18 protein-coding genes and 2 pseudogenes are annotated in these 17,024 nt (G+C 68.3%); 12 read left to right on the top strand and 8 right to left on the bottom strand.

All coding sequences use genetic code 11. The features are described from left to right. Positions 1-83: 83 nt before the first annotated feature. Positions 84-236 (top strand): annotated as a pseudogene (locus ACQP1V_RS43630) (helix-turn-helix domain-containing protein); the annotation flags it as partial. A 201-nt stretch (positions 237-437) separates the two neighbouring features. On the opposite strand, the gene ACQP1V_RS43625 reads toward ACQP1V_RS43630, so the two are convergent. Both ACQP1V_RS43625 and ACQP1V_RS43620 read right to left on the bottom strand, forming a co-directional pair. Further along, the gene (locus ACQP1V_RS43625; RefSeq protein ID WP_433426514.1) at positions 438-968 is read right to left on the bottom strand and encodes a hypothetical protein; all 531 of its coding nucleotides are present in this window, start codon (positions 966-968) and stop codon (positions 438-440) included. 1,026 nt (positions 969-1,994) lie between these two features. Then, positions 1,995-2,261, bottom strand: a complete 267-nt coding sequence (locus tag ACQP1V_RS43620) for a hypothetical protein (RefSeq protein ID WP_433426507.1) — start codon at positions 2,259-2,261, stop codon at positions 1,995-1,997. A gap of 593 nt (positions 2,262-2,854) precedes the next feature. Between ACQP1V_RS43620 and ACQP1V_RS43615 the strand changes: the two genes are divergently transcribed. Further along, positions 2,855-3,133, top strand: coding sequence for a hypothetical protein (locus ACQP1V_RS43615; RefSeq protein ID WP_433426506.1), 279 nt, complete (start codon positions 2,855-2,857; stop codon positions 3,131-3,133). A 398-nt stretch (positions 3,134-3,531) separates the two neighbouring features. Here ACQP1V_RS43615 and ACQP1V_RS43610 read toward each other — a convergent pair whose 3' ends face one another. Beyond that, positions 3,532-4,185: a recombinase family protein gene (locus ACQP1V_RS43610; protein ID WP_433426504.1), complete on the bottom strand. Its 654-nt coding sequence runs from the start codon at positions 4,183-4,185 to the stop codon at positions 3,532-3,534. Between the two features lie 324 nt (positions 4,186-4,509). Here ACQP1V_RS43610 and ACQP1V_RS43605 point away from each other — a divergent pair, with 324 nt between their 5' ends. The 6 genes from ACQP1V_RS43605 (at position 4,510) to ACQP1V_RS43580 (ending at position 8,595) form a co-directional block, all read left to right on the top strand. Then, positions 4,510-5,160 carry an HAD family hydrolase gene (locus ACQP1V_RS43605; RefSeq protein WP_433426503.1) on the top strand — a complete coding sequence of 217 codons (651 nt, stop codon included), beginning with the start codon at positions 4,510-4,512 and terminating at the stop codon, positions 5,158-5,160. 333 nt (positions 5,161-5,493) lie between these two features. After that, the gene (locus tag ACQP1V_RS43600; RefSeq protein WP_433426510.1) at positions 5,494-5,595 is read left to right on the top strand and encodes a helix-turn-helix domain-containing protein; all 102 of its coding nucleotides are present in this window, start codon (positions 5,494-5,496) and stop codon (positions 5,593-5,595) included. A gap of 158 nt (positions 5,596-5,753) precedes the next feature. Then, entirely contained in the window at positions 5,754-6,410 is a 657-nt protein-coding gene (locus ACQP1V_RS43595; RefSeq protein WP_433426500.1) for a PadR family transcriptional regulator, read from the top strand. Then, a complete protein-coding gene (locus ACQP1V_RS43590; RefSeq protein ID WP_433426498.1) occupies positions 6,407-7,162 on the top strand; it encodes a CPBP family intramembrane glutamic endopeptidase in 756 nt (251 codons plus the stop codon). The genes ACQP1V_RS43595 and ACQP1V_RS43590 overlap by 4 nt, the downstream gene beginning before the upstream one ends. Before the next feature lie 320 nt (positions 7,163-7,482). Then, positions 7,483-7,716, top strand: coding sequence for a hypothetical protein (locus tag ACQP1V_RS43585; RefSeq protein ID WP_433426495.1), 234 nt, complete (start codon positions 7,483-7,485; stop codon positions 7,714-7,716). Between the two features lie 327 nt (positions 7,717-8,043). Next, the gene (locus ACQP1V_RS43580) at positions 8,044-8,595 is read left to right on the top strand and encodes a hypothetical protein (protein WP_433426494.1); all 552 of its coding nucleotides are present in this window, start codon (positions 8,044-8,046) and stop codon (positions 8,593-8,595) included. A gap of 168 nt (positions 8,596-8,763) precedes the next feature. On the opposite strand, the gene ACQP1V_RS43575 is transcribed toward ACQP1V_RS43580, so the two are convergent. The 3 genes from ACQP1V_RS43575 to ACQP1V_RS43565 form a co-directional block, all read right to left on the bottom strand. Further along, the gene (locus tag ACQP1V_RS43575) at positions 8,764-9,459 is read right to left on the bottom strand and encodes a DUF2306 domain-containing protein (protein WP_433426491.1); all 696 of its coding nucleotides are present in this window, start codon (positions 9,457-9,459) and stop codon (positions 8,764-8,766) included. 688 nt (positions 9,460-10,147) lie between these two features. Further along, on the bottom strand, positions 10,148-11,077 hold the full coding sequence (locus ACQP1V_RS43570) for a carbohydrate binding domain-containing protein (protein WP_433426488.1): 930 nt from the start codon (positions 11,075-11,077) through the stop codon (positions 10,148-10,150). Positions 11,078-11,241: 164 nt separating this feature from the next. Then, positions 11,242-11,970: a hypothetical protein gene (locus tag ACQP1V_RS43565; RefSeq protein ID WP_433426485.1), complete on the bottom strand. Its 729-nt coding sequence runs from the start codon at positions 11,968-11,970 to the stop codon at positions 11,242-11,244. Positions 11,971-13,332: 1,362 nt separating this feature from the next. On the opposite strand from ACQP1V_RS43565, the gene ACQP1V_RS43560 reads away from it, so the two are divergent. Together ACQP1V_RS43560 and ACQP1V_RS43555 are read left to right on the top strand one after the other, a co-directional pair. Continuing rightward, on the top strand, positions 13,333-13,656 hold the full coding sequence (locus ACQP1V_RS43560; protein ID WP_067143985.1) for a DUF6247 family protein: 324 nt from the start codon (positions 13,333-13,335) through the stop codon (positions 13,654-13,656). After that, positions 13,653-13,898 (top strand): hypothetical protein, encoded by a 246-nt coding sequence (locus tag ACQP1V_RS43555; protein WP_433426482.1) that lies wholly within the window; start codon positions 13,653-13,655, stop codon positions 13,896-13,898. Before ACQP1V_RS43560 ends, ACQP1V_RS43555 begins: the two co-directional genes overlap by 4 nt. Positions 13,899-14,123: 225 nt before the next feature. Here the strand turns inward: ACQP1V_RS43555 and ACQP1V_RS43550 are convergent, their stop codons facing one another. Then, entirely contained in the window at positions 14,124-14,705 is a 582-nt protein-coding gene (locus ACQP1V_RS43550) for a dihydrofolate reductase family protein (protein ID WP_433426479.1), read from the bottom strand. A gap of 66 nt (positions 14,706-14,771) precedes the next feature. After that, a pseudogene (locus tag ACQP1V_RS43545) lies at positions 14,772-15,593 on the bottom strand (helix-turn-helix domain-containing protein). A gap of 170 nt (positions 15,594-15,763) precedes the next feature. Between ACQP1V_RS43545 and ACQP1V_RS43540 the strand changes: the two are divergent. Then, positions 15,764-16,201 carry a VOC family protein gene (locus tag ACQP1V_RS43540; protein WP_433426477.1) on the top strand — a complete coding sequence of 146 codons (438 nt, stop codon included), beginning with the start codon at positions 15,764-15,766 and terminating at the stop codon, positions 16,199-16,201. A gap of 326 nt (positions 16,202-16,527) precedes the next feature. Beyond that, on the top strand, positions 16,528-16,743 hold the full coding sequence (locus ACQP1V_RS43535) for a hypothetical protein (RefSeq protein ID WP_387418253.1): 216 nt from the start codon (positions 16,528-16,530) through the stop codon (positions 16,741-16,743). Positions 16,744-17,024 lie beyond the last annotated feature (281 nt).

Genomic DNA, 17,024 nt, shown 5'->3' with positions numbered 1-17,024 from the left:
CGCCAACGGCTGTTCCGCTGTTCCTCAACCCCGGGGTCAGATGGCGTCGTCGCCGCCGCGGGCGCCGGTTGGGATGAGCGTGCGTGGCTGGCCAACGCCTCGGCGGCCACCCGAGCCGCTCAGCATGGGCAGCACCAGGACCACGACGACGAGGGACGCCCGCGCGGGCGGTGAACTACACCATCATCGACCTCGCCGAGATCTTCTCCGTCAGCCGGGCGACCGTGTACCGGGTCCTGGAACGCTTCGTACAATCCACCCCGGCCCTCCGCTCCCGAACATGTCCCCAGCCGCCAGGTAGCGGACCGGGCAGGCCGCGCTTGCCGACGTCGACCAGGAGCAACACCTTGGTGGCAACGAGCAGTTCTCAACGCGGCGGGCGTCCCTCCGCGAAACCGCCGAAGGACGCCCTTCCGGTGGAACTCACCGAACTGCGGTCAGCATGGCCAGTCGAGGGAGAGCGACGACAGTGCGTCGTTGGGGACGCCGCCCCACGGGAAGTTGCCGGCGGAATTCGCCGGGAAGAACCCCCACGGGGCAGTGCCCGGCTGGTACGCGTAGAACACGCCGGAGGTGCAGCCGGAAATCCACGAGCTGGCCTGATCGTTGTACGCGGGCGGGACCCAGAGATCTCCCGAGCCGTAGGCGCAGAGCTCCCAGCCGTTGGCCCATGCGGGTGAGAAGACAGGTCCGTTCTGGTAGATGCACACCCCTGGGGATGCGGCGGCACTCGATCCGGCGGCCAGCGTGACGCTCTTTTGCAGACAGACCCGTCCTTGGTCGCTGCTGGCCTTGGGAGCCAGCACCATGGCGCAGCCGGGCAGCGGCGCCCTGCTGGCCACGTGCTGGTTGTCCGGTCCGGGAGTGGTCGCCGACGCCGGAGTGGCGGCCACTCCCAGCAGCAGCGTCGTTGCTGCCAGAAGCGTCGTCAGAGCGGCCGCCGCGAAGGTGGCGATGAGTTTCTTCATCCTGCACCTTTCCTGATCGGGGAAATTACGAGACCTTCTTAAGGTGTGAATTGTCCGAACTGAAGCAATCTGGACAATTCACTGCAGGCCGTTGTCCAGCCGCACGAAAGGCAGTTGTCCAGTTCGTCAGGAGGGGGTGAGCCATCGGACGGCGCATGCGGGCCCTGGATCCTGCTACGGGCCCAGTCGAGCGATTTGCGTGTGAGCTGAGGGCGCTGCGAGCTGCCGCTGGTGAGCCGCCGTTTTGGAAGATGGCGCGGCGCTGTGCGGTCTCCAAGAGTGCGCTGGCCGACGCCGTGGCGGGTCACCGGTTGCCGTCAGAGAACGTGGTACGGAATTTCGTTTTGATCTGTGGAGGGGACTGGCCACGCTGGCGAGAACGCTGGTCGCACGCAATCGCGGAGGTATCGGCTGCCGCGGACGAAAACAACGAATCGGACAAGCAGAAAGGTGTTCTCGTCCCTACGGCGATCATGCCGCCCCTATGGTCGAGGCAAGTTGAAGTTGCTGTGAATGAGCCCGTCAGCAGAGGCGAAGTCGTCATTGATTTCCCGTATGACTGTGAATGAGCCCGTCCAGAGGCGAAGTCGTCATTGATTTCCCGTATGACCACGAGCCAGGCAAACGCAGGCGACGCTTTGGCCTCTCGGTGACCTGGCGTTTCGTCATAGCGGGGGGCGTCGCTGGCCGGCAACTGGCGGCAGGCGCCAGTATCGGGCCGCGGCCCGATACTGCCGTATTCCGGTGGCACCCCACGCTCGGCATCCTGCTCGACTGGCGCGCGGGCCTGCTCGTCGGCCTGGCATCGTAGACGAGCTGATCGCCTCGGACCGGCTCCCCGGTTCGCATCTGGTTCCGACCGTACGCGGGGAGCTGCTGGCCGGGATTCCGGACTGAACGGGAGCTCAGCTGTTCAGGCAGCTTCTAGGCCAGGGCGCTCGTCATGCCTGGATGGCGAGGGGACCTGCGTTTCGGTACGCACGATGTGGGCCTAGCTAAGCCTTCCCCCTCTGGTCCGCACTGTTGTCAGTCGGCCGCGACGGCCCCGCCCGCTGGCTCTGTGGGCACCAGCCGCACCGTGACGGTGGTGCCGTACATGCGGGCGACCTCGAACAGCGCGGTGAGGGCGTTACCGGCGTGCTCGGGGCGCTCGCCTCTCAGCTGTACGTGCCAGGCCGTGGTGGACGGATTCCAGGTCATCAGCGGCCTGAGTGCCGCTACCTGATTCTCGAACTCTTCTTTCTTCAGGTCACGGTTGGAGAAAGCCGTCACGAGCACATTGAAGGTGTCCATGATGTCGTTTTACGCCGCAGCGCCGACGAGGGGGCAGAACCGGCGGCTCACCCCTACCCGAAGTGCCGTTAAGAACGCTGGCGAGCTAACCGTTCGTAATGCTGGGATGTCGCCTTGTGGCCGACCCCATCGCGATGCGGTGGGACGGCCGGAGCCGGACGACCCACCGGCTGCCCGGCGAGACCCCGGTTGCCGCTTTCGCGGGGGCATATCCTCCACCCAGCACGCGACCCTCTGGACGATCAGCGAATAAGCCCGAGCTTCTGTTCAGACGGCTGAACCACGGTCTGGTACGGCGTAGCCGAGCGATGCGGTGGTTCGCTCAGCGATGGTGTGACACTCGCGTGGGTAGACGATCGCGGTTGCGTATGCGCTCACCCATATCTCTTTCGGCTGGGCGATCATGGGACATATGATCTTTCTGCCCGGAGTGATCTGGTTCGCCCAACGGTGTGTCGACGCACTTGGCGGCGAGCCGCACAACCTTGTCCCCGACCGAGCAAATTGGCCAGATCTGAACTACTCCTGCCAGCTCGATGGCGACACACCCGGGTAGGAACAGCGACCGCACCTGCTTCGCGGAAAGGGCCCCCATGAACACCCTTACAAAACGCATCGCCACCGTCGCCGCCACCACCGTCGTCCTGGCCGGGACCTTCGCGGCCCCGGCCTTCGCAGATGAAGCGCAATGGACCTGCGCCAAGGGCGCCCGCTCCTTCGTTTCCGATTCGATCGGTTACGTCATTCACGGCGGCGAATGCTCCGGCTCGGGCCTTGGGCCGGGACTGGTCACCATCCCCTCGGGCACCTACCACTGCACGGGCATCGGCTTCAACTCCAAGATCGGCCTGCTCAACGCTGCGGGCTGCTGACCCGCAGCGCCGCGAGCCACCCACCGTCTCATGCACGCTAGGGCGGGCGCGCCCGGAACCTCTTCCTGGAAGAGCCCGTGGCGAACCCTGCCCGGCTCCTCCACGGGCTCGACTCCACCGCCGTCCGCGAGTTCGGCACTCGCGAACGCCTGGGTGACGCGGGCGGGTGACAGGCACAGCCGGGCGGCGGTGCCTGTCACCCGCCCGGCCTGGCGTGGGTAGTCACAGCCTCCGCGGCCGACCACTGTCATGCCTACCAACGCGCAGTGCCGAACTCACCCGTGGCGATCACTCGGCCCGATCCAGAGAAAGGCCTCGGGGGCTAAACGGCCAGTGGCGATAACGAGCCCGCGGGGGACGCGCTATCGCCGCTGGCCGTTCCGATGGAGGCGGCCTGATTACTGGTCCGGCTGGGCCTGGTGAGGTAGCAGGTCGGCGAGCGCGGTCCGTACGGCGGCGCGGCTGACTCCGTGGGTGCGTGCGAGGGCCGCGATCGACGTGCCCTGATCCTGGAACGCCGCCCGCGCTTCCTGGCGCCGGGCGCCGTCGAGGGCGGGAGGCCGGCCGCGGTAGCGCCCTTCGGCCTCGGCGGCGGCGATCCCTTCGGCGGTGAGCTCGTTCTGCAGGTCGCGCTGGAACTGCCCGACGGCGGTGATCACGTTGATGAGCAGGGCGGTGGTCGCGTCGTTGGCCGCCAGGTCATGGAAGTTCGACAGCGGTCCGGACAGGACGCGCAGGGCGACGCCGCGGGCCTGGCACCAGTCGCGGACGGCGTGGATGTCGACCAGGTCGCGGCAGAGCCGGAACAGCTCCGACACTGTCAGGACGTCCCCGGGGTGCGCGGCGGCGGCGACCTTGGCGAACGCGGGCCGCTCCAGCGCGGGGATCTTGGAAGTGGTAGCCGGGTCCTCGAACAGCAGCACGCCCTCGGCGGGGCGGAATCCTTCGGCGACGCCTTCGGTCCGGACGAGGAGGCCGGCCTCGGTGAGGATGTGGCGCTGCCGCAGCAGTGACTGGGTCGCGGTGGACACGCGGGAGTAGACGATCCGCACTAGGTGCTCCTCGAGAAGGTCGGAGCCCCTTTTACCTGTCGGGAAATCCTGTCGTCAATTCAGACGCGAATTCGACCGCCTGGGGCGGTGTTTCGTCACCCGGTGTCCGGTTTTCCGGGTGGTCGCGGACCGGTTCGGTGGGGTGTCGGGAAACCTTCTAATCCCGACACCCATCACGCGAATCCAATGGCGCCGTCAGACCTACCTGGCGGCCGGGGACACGTTCGGGAGCGGAGGGCCGGCTCCGCGAGGCCGCCCCTGGGGCCACCAGGGTCAGCCGCCTTCCCTCGCCGCGAACCACCGTGATCGGATTAGGCTCTCCGGATGATCACTCCGATTGAACTCGTCATTTTCGACTGCGACGGCGTGCTCGTCGACAGCGAACGCATTGCCGCGCGCCTCCACGTCGCCGTGGGCGCCGAGCTGGGCTGGCCGCTGACCGAAGCCGAGGTAATCGAAAAGTTCATCGGCCGGTCGCCCCTCTCCAACGGAGAACAAATCACCGCCCGAGTAGGGCCGCGCCGGGCCGCACTCTGGCAGGAGAGATTCGAGCAACTGCACCGCACGGCCGTCGATGCCGAACTCACCCCGGTCGATGGCATCCTCGAAGTCCTCGACACCCTCACACTTCCCAGCTGCGTCGCCTCTGGCGGCAGCCACGACACGATGCGCCACACCCTGGGCCACACCGGGATCTACCCATACTTCGAAGGCCGCATCTTCAGCGCCAGCGAGGTCGCCCACGGCAAACCGGCCCCCGACCTGTTCCTGCACGCCGCCAAGCAGATGGGCGTCCACCCCTCGGTCTGCATCGTCGTCGAGGACAGCAAATACGGGATCCAGGCAGCCCGCGCAGCCGGCATGCGCGCTCTTGGCTACGCCGGCGGACTCACACCCGCGAAATGGCTCGAAGGACCAAACACCACAGTCTTCGATGACATGCGCGAACTCCCGACACTCCTCGTACAAACCTGACCGACCATGACTCCGCTGCCCCGCTGGTAGGTGTGGGCCCAGTCGCCCACGGCGACGGCCAGCGCGGCGAGTAGGCCCGCGCGCCAGTCGAGCAGGACGCCGGGTGTGAGTAGTTGAGGTACAGGAAATCCCGGCAAGATTGATCTTGGTCGGCTGGCACACCGGGTGCGGGCACGGCCGGGGTTCGCGGAAAGCTCGCCGGACGGGCGTCGGTGCTGGTTACGGTCCGCCTCGTGCCGGTGGAGTTTCTGACTGATGAGCAGGCCGAGGCGTACGGGACGTTCACCGAGGTGCCCACGCGCCCGGAGCTGGAGCGGTGCCGAGCTGGCGACGTTGCGCCGCCTCGTCGACGAAGGCGTCAGCGTCACGGAGGCCGCCCGCATCCTGAAGCTCTCCCGCAGCACGGCCTACGCCGCACTTGCCGCCGATCAGTAACCAGGCAACTTGTGAAATACGCGCTCCCTATTCTCGCAAGTGACCCTGCGCCCTTGTGAACCGCCTTCCGGGGACCTGCCGGGGCCCGGGAACACGATCTGCCAACGGCCTTCCGATCTTCTTCCCAGCCACCGCACCAGTCCGGCATCGTGGGAGATATGCCGCGTCTCCCCCGCGCACCCCGCCCCGACGGCGCCGCCGAGCCGCGGCCGGTCAAGCTGCTGCACATCGGCGCCGCCCTGGCCCTCACCCTGGCCGCCGCCACGCTTCTCGCCGGCGGACTGCTGGCCGGGGGCCTGGCCTGGATCGGCCTGCCGTCCACGCTCACCCTCGACACCGGCAACCTGCTGGAGATCATCAAGATCTCCCTCGCCGTGGTGGGAGGCATCGGCGGCGCCGTAGCCCTGGTCGTCGCCTACCGCTCGCAGCTCTACGCGGAGCCGCAGCGCCTGGTCACGCTCGGCCTGGTCTCCGCGACGCAGGAGGAGATCGGCCGCAGGCGGCGGACGTTCGCCGTCACCGACACCGGGCGCGAGGAGCTCGTGCGCTGGCTCGGGGAGCCAGCCGAGGCGTCGCAGCACCGCGACCCGGCGATGCTCAAGCTCTTCTTCATGGACGCCGCCCCCGAGCTCATCGAACCCCTCGCCCGCCGACGGGTCGAAGAGCTCTCCGGGACGTTGCGCTTCCTCGAACAGCCCGGGCTCGGGGGCGTCCAGCCGAGCCATCTGCGGGTGCTCACCTGGGGGAGAGCGACCGTGCGCGCCAACCTCGCCTTCTGGCGATCCGTGCTCGACGACCTCGGGGGAGAACGATGATCAAGCGGGATCCGCTGCTCGCCTTCTTAGCCATGGCCTACCTGGGCTCCTGGATCGGCTGGAGTCCGTGGTGGCTGTCGCAGAGCGGGGTGGGGCTTCTGCCGTACGAGCTCTCGCTCCCGGCGATCGCGGGCGTCAACCAGCTCGGCCTGTTCGCCGGTCCGTTCGCGGCGGCGATCGTGGTCACCCGCGTGGTTGAGGGGCCTTCCGGGTGGCGGCGGCTGCTGCGGTGGCGCGCACATCCTGGCTGGTACGTCCTCGCTCTCGCGGTGATCCCCTTCGTGGTCGCCGTGGGGTACACCGTGCAGATCGGGGCGGCGGCGGCCGTCACCTACGTCGTCTACCTGATCGGCGGGCCGGTCCAGGAGGAGCCCGGCTGGCGCGGCGTAGCGCTGCCCCTGCTCCAGCGACGGCTGCATCCGCTCGCCGCCGCGTCGGTGCTCGGGGTGATCCACTGCTTCTGGCACGCGCCGCTCTTCCTGACCCGCGAGTGGGACACCGCGAGGAGCGACGCCGGGCAGCTCGTCGCCTACCTGGTGCTGACGGTCGCGCTGTCGATCGTGCTGGCGTGGCTGGTCAACGGGTCGCGGGGGAGCATGGCGGTGGCCGTCCTCGGGCACAACGGCGTCAACTGGGCGCTCTTCCTGGCGGGGACGACCGTCATGAGCACCTGGCCGGCGGCCCTGGGCCTGGCGGCGCTCGCGGTCGTGGCCGTGGCCGTGACCAGAGGGCGGCTCGGCGTGCCTCAGTAGCGGTCGAGGTGCCTCGAGACCGTTGTCATGTGCAGGTCGGGCCCCGATCACTCGCGGAGTGCGCTTCTCGCAAGTGACCTGGAACCCCGGGTGACGCACGACATCTTCCGCGACCAGGGGGCGAGCCAAGGGGATGGTTCACCGTGGAGGTCAGGCATATCCGTTGGAAATTTCCCCCGTACTACCGGGACCCCTCGAAGGGGGCGGGCCGCTTCATGTCGGCAGGCAGACATACGCGAACCGCCAACTCTTGTGACGAATCGTCCCGAGGGTCGTACCGTGGGTAGCCATAGCTGCCCCCCACTCCACGGAGGACCGATGTGGAGCCAGCAGACAGCCGGGTCATCCTGTTCATCGCCATCGCCTTCGCCCTGTTCATCGCGGGGAGGGCCTTCCAGCGGATGGTGGACCGGTGGCGAAACTGGCGGAACACGGTCGCGTCGATCCCCGGGCTGCGTCAGACAGCGTTCGGCGGGGTCAGGGTGATGTTCAAGGTCGGCGCCATCGCCGCGATCGTGCTGTTCCTCGTGGTGCAGTTGGGCCGCTACATGTAGGCAGCTACCAGCGGCAGGCGGACCGGTACGGCGGGTCTTTCGCCGCGGCTGGCGGAGGTTCCGCCTCAGGCGCCGGAAGGCTCGCGCAGGCTCCAGACAGGTGCAGGACCTGGTGGATCCACGCCTGGACGGCTGCCGAGGCGGGCGGCGGCTGATGTGCCGGATCGTGCTGCGTCACCTGCGGTTTCTCCCCAGCACAAAGCCCGTTTAACAGCATGTTGGAAGCTAGAGAGATTGCAAGGATCCGGGTTCTCGCGTGCCTTGAGCCTGCGCACGCCGATCGCTAGAGTTTCGTCACGCATCTCCGTGACGAAAGCAGGGCCGACGATGGCAGCAGAACCGGACTACGACATGGTGGCGGCCCGCATCCTGCGCCGGATGCGCCCCGAGATCGCGCAGGAGTTCCTCGCCTCGCCCGAGTGGCAGGCCATCCCCGCCGACCTGCGCGAGCGCATCTATGTGGCCGATGCGCGCTGGGAGGAGATCGAGCGCCGTGCGCGGCTCGATACGTCACCGGCCGAGCGTGACGAAACCCCGGTGGCGGCGACGCAGGCCGACCCCGAGCCCGGGGAGTGCGAGGGATGCGGAGGCCCGGTACAGCGCGCCGGCACCGGCCGACCGGCCCGCTTCTGCTCCCAGGCGTGCCGCCAGCGCGCCTACCGGATCCGCAGCACGCCGACGACCGCCACCAGCACGGCGCACCACCTGGCCGAGCGGGTCGCCACATCCGCGAGGCGGGCCGCCGACGCCATCACCGCCCGCACCGACGCCGGTCCTGATCTCGGCCGGGCTCGCGCCGCGCTTGCCGAACTGGCCGCCATGCGTGACGAAACCACCGCGACGGAACCGGCCACCGGCCACGAGAGGAGCCGGCAGTGATGGCCCTTGGGGAGTATCGGAACGGGAATTAGCGGTAGAAGACCGGTCTTGATTCCGGTTCGGTGACGGGTCTCGTTTTTCCTGGTCAGCGGGTCGTACGGTCCTCGGCATGCCTGTCGAGTATCTGTCGCGTCGGCTCGCTAACGCCACTGACCGTTCCGTTGTCGATCAAGCCCCGACACTCTCCAACGGGGACGGCGGTCGGCCGGACCTCCGGATGAGGATCTCCGCCACGATGAGGTTGACGACCCACCCGAGAGCCTGCCCGATCGGGATCATGGACTGGGCGCCGGCGGCGAGCGAGCCCGCGCCCCCCGTACCGCTGAACGGGATCTGGGCCAGCAGGAAGAGCGGCACCAGGATGCGAGAGGTGACGGCGAGGAAGGTGAGCGCGTAGTTGCGCATCATCCAGTGCCGGTGGCGGACGAAGTCGCGGCGGCGGGCGGCCCGGACGGCGAGCCAGCCCGTGATGAGCCACAGGACGGCGGGGATGGTCAGGCCGATCTGGGTGATGACGCGGCCTGACAGCAGCGCCACCGGTACGGCGGCCAGCGCGGAGGGCAGCACCCCCGCCAGGAGGTAACAGCGGCCGATCGTCCGGTGAACCCGCCGGCGCGCCCGGATCGCGGGAATGAACTGCAGCGGGCCGAGCACGAGCGCGACCAGCGCGGTGAAGACGTGCACGACGAGCAGGTAGTAGTACCACTCGCTGGTGACGTCGAGCCTGCTGGAGCCGCTGTCGAGCCCAAGGTAGGGGCTGATGAGCACGGCGCCGAACCCAGCCGCGACGATGAGCATCAGCCAGACCTTGCGGGCTCGCGCCGGCTTGGCGGCGGCTGGCAGGCTCTGGTTGTGGTGGATCATTGAGCTTTCCAAGGTCTAGTGGTGGGGCGGTGCTGAGGCACGCTCGGTGGCCGCCAGCCGTGGACCGCGTCGCCGTGTCTGAGAAGGGAATCGCCGCCTCGGCGGCCGGCCAGCCACAGCCCGGCATCCCGCAGCACCACGGCCGCGCGGGGTTGGACCGCAGCGCCATGCGTCCCAGGGCGCAAGGCCGCCGCACAGGTCAGCCCGCCCAGCCCGCCCCCGATCACCACGGCTTTCACGTTGCGCTCCCTTTCCTGCGCTGATCCAACAACCGCCCATCATGGGATGCGGCGGATCCTCCGGCATCAGCCCAGGAGCGCGACCTCGGCTACGCAAATCGGTGTACACGGACAGGTCGCAACCCGATGCGGGGGGTACAGAAGTGCACGCGGGCGAGCACGGCGTAGGTCGGCGGGAGTACGCACACTGTCGTCAAGAGGATGAAGACGGCCGATCTGCCGTCCCCGTAGCAGCCCCGGACACCGCCTCAGATCACACCACCAGCGAGGCCCCCGCACCAAGTCAGCGCGGGGGCCTCGCCTCATGACTCCGCCTGACGGCGAGGGGTTCCAAAAATCGGCCCGAGACTGAGGGCCAAGATCGAATGCAAATTTTCTCTACGTCTTCAAGGGCGGCCCGCTCCCTCCGGGGCTTGCGCCAGGACGGCCGGACCGCTGCGCCCGGCGTTCTAGTCGGTGAGCAGGATGTCGTCCAGGCACAGCGTGTACGGCGCGTCCGCGCCGCCCAACTGGAACAACACCTGGGCCTCCCGGTCCGAGGTCTTGGCGGTGTTCTGGTAGGCGTAGGTCCTGGACCCGGTGCCGACCTCGGGGTAGCCGTCCACGATCGCGGTGTGCGTCTCACCGCTGCCCTGGACCACCGACCTGATCTTCGCCGTCCGCGTCGCCGACGCCTTGAAGCTCAGCCGGTACGTCTTCCCGGCCGCCACGGCGATGCCGCTCTGCCCGACCATCGAGGCCCACACGTTGTCACCCCCCGCGGGGACCTGGGCGCACAACCGCCCGCCCGTCACCGTGATCGGGGTGTTCTTGGAGGCCCACCAGCCCTTGACTCCGTTGTCCAGCGAGCCGTTCACCACGCTCTGGTGCACGGGCACAAGGGAGACATTGTCCAGGCACAGCGTGTACGGCGCGTCCGCGCCGCCCACCTGGAACAACACCTGGGCCTCCGAGTCCGACACCTTGGCCGTGGCCGCGTAGGTGAACTTCTTCGGGCTGCCGCCGACCTCGGGGTAGCCGTCCACGATCGCGGCGGGCTTCTCGCCGCTGCCCTGGACCACCGACCTGATCCTGGTCGTCTTCGTGGCGGTCGCCTCGAAGCTCAACTGGTAGGTCTGTCCAGCCTGGACCGCGATGCCGCTCTGCCCGATCATCGCGGCCCACATGTTGTCACCACCTGCGGGGACCTGGGCGCACAACTGCCCGCCCGTCACCTTGATCGGGGTGTTCTTGGAGGCCCACCAGCCCTTGACTCCGTTGTCCAGCGAGCCGTTGACCACGAGGTCGCCGGCGGGCGCGGCGGCGTACGCGGGAGTCGCCGCCGCGGCCATTGCCACGAAGGCACCGACGGCGATGAGACGCATCGAGAAAGGATTCATGAAAAATGATCTTATATCGAATGAAAACTTCCTGCGACATAAATTTCCTGCGACATCAAGGCGGCCCGCCGCCGCGCACGACGGCCAGCACGCGCGGTCGGCCGACCCCATGACCAATGGCCAGCCACTCGACCGCCACCTGAGACCGGCCGAGCCTGGCAGGGTCATTCCTCCGGCGAGCGGCGGGCCGCCAGTTCGTCGGAAGCCACCTCCAGCTGGTCGAGCCGCTTCCGCACCCCGGCGACCTGCTCACGCACCAGGGCGACGGCGGTCTCGCCCGATGTGACGGGCGCGGGCAGGTTGATCAGCGTGTGGGGGCGGCGGCCGATCCCGGCGAACACCGGCAGCGATACCACCGCCCACGCCAGCACGGCCACCCCCGCCGCCAGGGCCTGGCCGGCCGCGGGGCTTCCGGCGTAGACCATCGCCACAGTGCCCGCGCCGTACAAGGTCCAGGCCAGGCGCACAGCCCAGGACCGGAACCAGCCGAGCAGCCACAGGACCACCCCGACCACCGCCCACGCCTTCCACAGCGTCTCGGCGGTGATGGGCAGTCCCGCAGCGTGCTCGGTGAGGTAGGCGTGGACCGGCTTGGTGATGACGTCCATGAACTGCGAGGAGGTCGCCGCGTCCACCCCTCCGGCAGCGGCGCCCGTGGCGGCGCCCACGAGGGCTTTGCCGATCGCGATCACCACCCACAGCGCGGCAAACACGACGGCGAGGAAGGCCAGGACCGCCGCGGCCATCACGGAGATGAGCACGGTCTTGCCGCGAGTGCTGTCGACGCCGTACCGGCGATCGACCTGGCCCAGGAGTCTCTCGTAGAGGGTGAGCAGCCTGATCAGCAGGGGTTCATCCGTGTCAGTTTTGCGGGGGCCGGCCGATTGGCTCATAAGCAGTGCTCCCGCTTGCCGAGATCATCGCTCATACCGCCATAGGAACATTTCGCGGGAGCCAACGCACCCCCTGGAGAAAATGATCGGCCGACCGACGCCGACCAGTCCCCGACCCGACTCCCAGACAGCCAAGGCCGTGACGATCGCCGGGGGTGCCTGGCAGCCGCACGTGGTCGGGGCGATCGCTCACTTCGGTGCTCGCCTTACGTGATCCGGCTCGCCTGCCCTAATTCGCCCAGATATGACCGCCCCCGCCGATAACAGCTCAGTAAGCCGTCCCTTTCAGACGCCACAACGGCGGGCACCCTCGGCCACAGTAGGGACAAGCCGATCACGGGGGAGGGCGAGATGCAGCAGTACGGCGAGCACCCGACGACCCCACGCGGCCGCCATCCCTACGGCGGAGCCGCGGGCCAGTCCAGGCAACACGATCCCGCGCAGCCCCTCGGCCCGGACGGGCCCGCCGACGAAGTGGCCACAGACGAGTTCGCGCGCATCGCCAGCACCCCACAACCACCCATCACTGCCGCCCGCTGGCGCCTGCCGTATGAGGTGCGCGACCGACTGACCAAGCCCGCACTCGTCCTCGGCTTCCTCGCCTGCACGACCGCGGGCATCAGCCTCGCCAACGCCCGCCCTGCGCCGCCCGCGCGCCACGGCGCGGCAGCAGCCAGCCCCGCCCCCAGACTTGCCGAGGCCCGACCCCGCATCCTGCCGCCGACCGCCAAGCACTCCCCTGCCGCCGTCGCTCCGTCGCCGGCGAGGACCCCCAAGCCGAAACCCCGGGCAGCCGAGCCGCCAGTGGCCCGCCCGCTCGCCAAGCCGGTGATACTGGCCGAGCCACAGACGAGGCGGACGACGCTAGAGCCCGCCCCTCACCGGGAGGCACGCACCCCGCGGCCGCGCCCGACCGAGCGTAGTCGCCGCAAGCCGCCCACATCTCGGGGCCTTCCGCCCGGTCCGGCATGGCTCCACGACCCCGACCCCTGCAGCGGGTTCCAGCCCTTCCAACAGCCCACCTGCCACGCATTCCTTGGCCGGTGACGGGCCCACGCTCGGACTAATCCGCCGATTACGCCGCGTGGCCCGCGTCGACCGCTGCACCTGGCTACGGTCGGCCCTCGTGATCCCGGACGAGTGCCCGCACGAGGTCGCAGTGCCACTGGTCGACGATGGGCCGACCGGGGGCCGGTCCGTCGTCTGCCTATGCGGTGCCCGATGGACGCGCCGGGCCGACGTGCCTCACGCGGTCGCGCTGCGCCTCGATGCCCGTCTCGGCGCCGAGGCATGGACACCGACCAGGGCAACCGGCCCGGAGTACCCTAAAGGCGCACATGACCATGAGGCAGGGAGGCAACCGTGTCAGCTCAGCCCATCGAGCCCCACGGCGCCGGGGCCGGCCACGATCCCGACGAGATCCTCTCCCGTCTACCCGAGCGCTACCGCGCCCGTTTCCTCGCCGACTACCGGGAAGCGATGATCGCGGCGGCTCACGAGACGTGGCGATGGAAGCACCTCGCCGAGGTGCTCAACCTCTGGCACCTGCGCTCGCTGACCTACTCCCAGCCCGGCTACGACCAGGCCCGCGCCGATGTCGCGGCCGGTCTGCCCGGCACCCCCGCCGAGGATGTCATTCCCGGATGGGCCGAGCTGGTCGCCGAGCGCACGAGCCGCAGCGCGTGAACTACGCGGTCAACTTCCACGCGTCGGCTTCCTCACAGATTCCGGGGCTTCCCGCTGAGGCGTTTCGCGCCCTGGTCGACGAGCTGCTCATCATCGGCGCAGACCCTCACCACCGCGGCTTCCCCGATCCCGACGATCCCAGATACCGCGAGCAGGTGTTCGGCGCGGTCGGCCTGGCCTCCTACCTGATCGACGACGCCGCCAAGGTTGTGCACGTGTACGCGATCACCTGGGCAGGCTGACCGCTGCGCTCGGCAGGGCTACGGCTGGCCGCCTTCGCCCGCGGGTAGCTCATCACTTGCGGACTCTTTGACGAACGTGCCCCGACCCTGCACCGACTCAATGAGCCCTGCATCCCGGATCGGCGTCGGCTGCCCGACCAGGGACAGCGATGCGCAAGCGCAGCCGGAGGCCCGATCTTGTGTCACCGTTCGCAGTGGACTTCTTCGCGTACCCGCTCAGATCGGTCAACGGCGCACCCGATAGCGCAGGTGAAGCACCCGGTTGCCCTGAATCACCACGTCAGGATCCTCCAACAGGTGCTGCGCGTGGACCGACCCGAAGTAGCGCTTGCCGGACCCGAACACGACGGGTACGACGTCCATGCGCACCTCGTCGATCAGGCCCGCGGCAAGCACCTGGCCACCGACGTCGCCAGCGGCGACCTCGACCATGCGGTCACCCGCAAGCTCCTGCGCCTTGGCCATGGCTGCCTCGACGCCGTCGATGAAGTGAAACGGCGCCTCGGGGTCCCAGCCCTCGGGCATCGGCCGGTGCGACACGACGACCACGTGATCGATGCCGCCCGGCGGCTTCCCGTCCCAGCCGTCCGTCAGGTCGAATACGTGGCGGCCGACGATCGTGACTCCGATCTGGTCCCAGTACGTCCGGGTGTAGTCGTAGGACGTCTGCGACACCTTCAGCTCGCCGCTCTCGTCCAACGGGACGTCACCGCTGGACAACCAGTCGAACAGCGGCCCGGGCTGGTCATTCTCGTCCGCGACGAAGCCGTCCACCGACACCGAGCTGTACATGACCACCTTGCCCACGGGGCTCTCCTCTGCTTTGGGGTGCCCCCAAATTAACGTGTCGTGAACTGTCGCTCTTGTAAGAAATCAATCGGCCGGCAGCGGCCAGCCGTCCAGCGCGTGGCCGGGATGTTCGCGCAGGAACCGCCGCCGGACTTAGACGTACCGGGTCGGCGTGAGCCCGGTGAACGCCCGGAACTCGTGGCCGAAGTGGGCCTGGTCGAAGTAGCCTGCGCCACCGGCGAGGTCGCCCCAGTCGATCGGTCCGGCGGGGTTGATCGCGAACACGGTGGCGGCGAAGCGGTAGGTGCGGGCCAGCCGCTTCGGCGTGACGCCGATGAGCTCCTTGAACCGCTGTGCCAGATGAGTGCTGCTGACACCGGCTGCCACGCTCAGGTCGCCGATCGCCACCGCCCCGCTGGTCGCCGCGATGACACTGCTCGTGTGGCGGACCAGCCCCAGGCCGGCGGTCTCGCACAGCCGTCGCATTAGCTCCTCCTCGAGCAGCGTCAGCATCTCGTGCGGTCCGTCCGCCGTGGCCAGCCGGTCTCGCAGCTCAGCAATGGCGGGCCGACCTCAAACCTGCTCTACCGTCACAGGCCAGTCACACAGCTCGGCCGCGGGCATCGGCAGGAACGGCGCCATCTCCCACGGCTTGAAGTGCACGCCGACGGACCGGGTCCGGAGTGGGTAGCCGAACTCCAACGCGCGGGTGGGCATGGTGACCACGCAGCCGTCGGCGTACTCGGCCGTCTCGATGTCGGTGCCGGCGCGGATGCGGAACGGCGCCCCGAGGTTGACGATGAGCAACGCCGACGGCATCGGCGGCAGCGTCAGCCGGGCGTACGGCGGCGCACCCTCCAGGTAGTAAAGGTCGTCGATCAGCCCGTCCAGCGGCGGTCGCGGCACTCTGGACACGTACGCCACGCCCACAGCATCGCCGCCACCGTGTTCGCGATCAACCCCGCCGGCATCGGGCGCCGGGATGGTCCAGCCGCGCTGCCGCCGGAACGGATGGTCCGTCCGACGTTCTGAGTTGTGATCGCGGGACGTATGGCCGCCTATGGGAGGATTGGTTCGTGGGAGCATCAGTGAGGCAGATTCAAGTCACTTTCGACTGTGCAGAACCTGAGCGCGTTGCTCGTTTCTGGTGTGAGGTGTTGGGGTACGTCGCGCCGCCGCCACCGGAGGGGTTTGCCAGCTGGGACGATTTCAATCGCACGCTGCCGCCTGAGCAGCGGGATTCATGGTTCGCATGCAGTGATCCCTCGGGCGCGGGCCCGCGGTTGTACTTCCAGCGTGTTCCCGAAGGCAAGGTCGTCAAGAATCGGCTGCACCTTGACGTGCGGGTGGGGATCGGGCTGGTGGGCGAGGAGCGCCTGGCGGCCCTTGAGGCCGAATGCTCGCGGCTGATCCAGCTCGGCGCGGTACGCGTACGGCTCCTGCCTGCCGATGAAGTAAACGAGTCGGTCGTGGTCATGCAGGACGTTGAGGGCAACGAGTTCTGCCTCGCCTGAGTGGCAGGCAGGAGCGAAGAGCCCGGCCGGCTATGCCGGCTCCCATTCGCCGACCTCGAACTCCTCCACCACAGCCTCGGCCCCACTCAAAGGGGTCATGCGTCACGAGACCTGGCGGCTGGGGACACGTTCGGGAGCGGAGGGCCGTCTCCGGGGCCGGGGTCACCACCACCACCCGGCCGCGCGCAGTATTTGCATGTGGCCGTGGGAAGGGGCGCCGTACCCAGTACGGCGCCCCTTCTACATCTCGCGGAAGTCAAAAGTTCTTCGGCGACACGCCGCGTAACTGAATGCATAGATCTTGCTAATACGCCATGATCTCCTCCATGGCTGGGAAACCAGGGAGACGCAAGCGGTCACAGGGGACCGGCGGCACAGTGCCGCTGCAAACCAAGGTGCCGGCTCACGTCAAGGAGCGGTACGAGCGGCTCGCGGCTGTGCGCGAGATCTCGCTCAGCATGCTGTTTGAAGAACTGATCGATGAGCTCGACCCGCACGTCACGGGACCGCAGGAGGAGACCGCTCTAGAGATGACCGCATAAATACGTAGGGCCCCGGTTACCAACCGGGGCGCTGCCTACGACATCCGGAGAAGTCCGCCTCAACGGGGCACCACACCCGGCGGACGTCTCACCAAAATTCCACTGCTCGCCTACCAAGCGAGCACCCAGACCCAACAACGGAGACACGAAACGCCGGTTACCAGCCGGCCCTTCGTCGTGCCTCTGACAGTCCGACATAGACGGATGACAGTCCGACAGAGACGGATGACAGTCCGACAGAGACGGAGACCACGATAGCCGATGGTCGTCCGGCTAGCCCA

Origin of the sequence: Microtetraspora malaysiensis (genome assembly GCF_050947145.1) — a bacterium.
Classification (GTDB): Bacteria; Actinomycetota; Actinomycetes; order Streptosporangiales; family Streptosporangiaceae; genus Microtetraspora_A; species Microtetraspora_A malaysiensis.
This window is presented reverse-complemented; position numbering and strand designations above follow the sequence as displayed.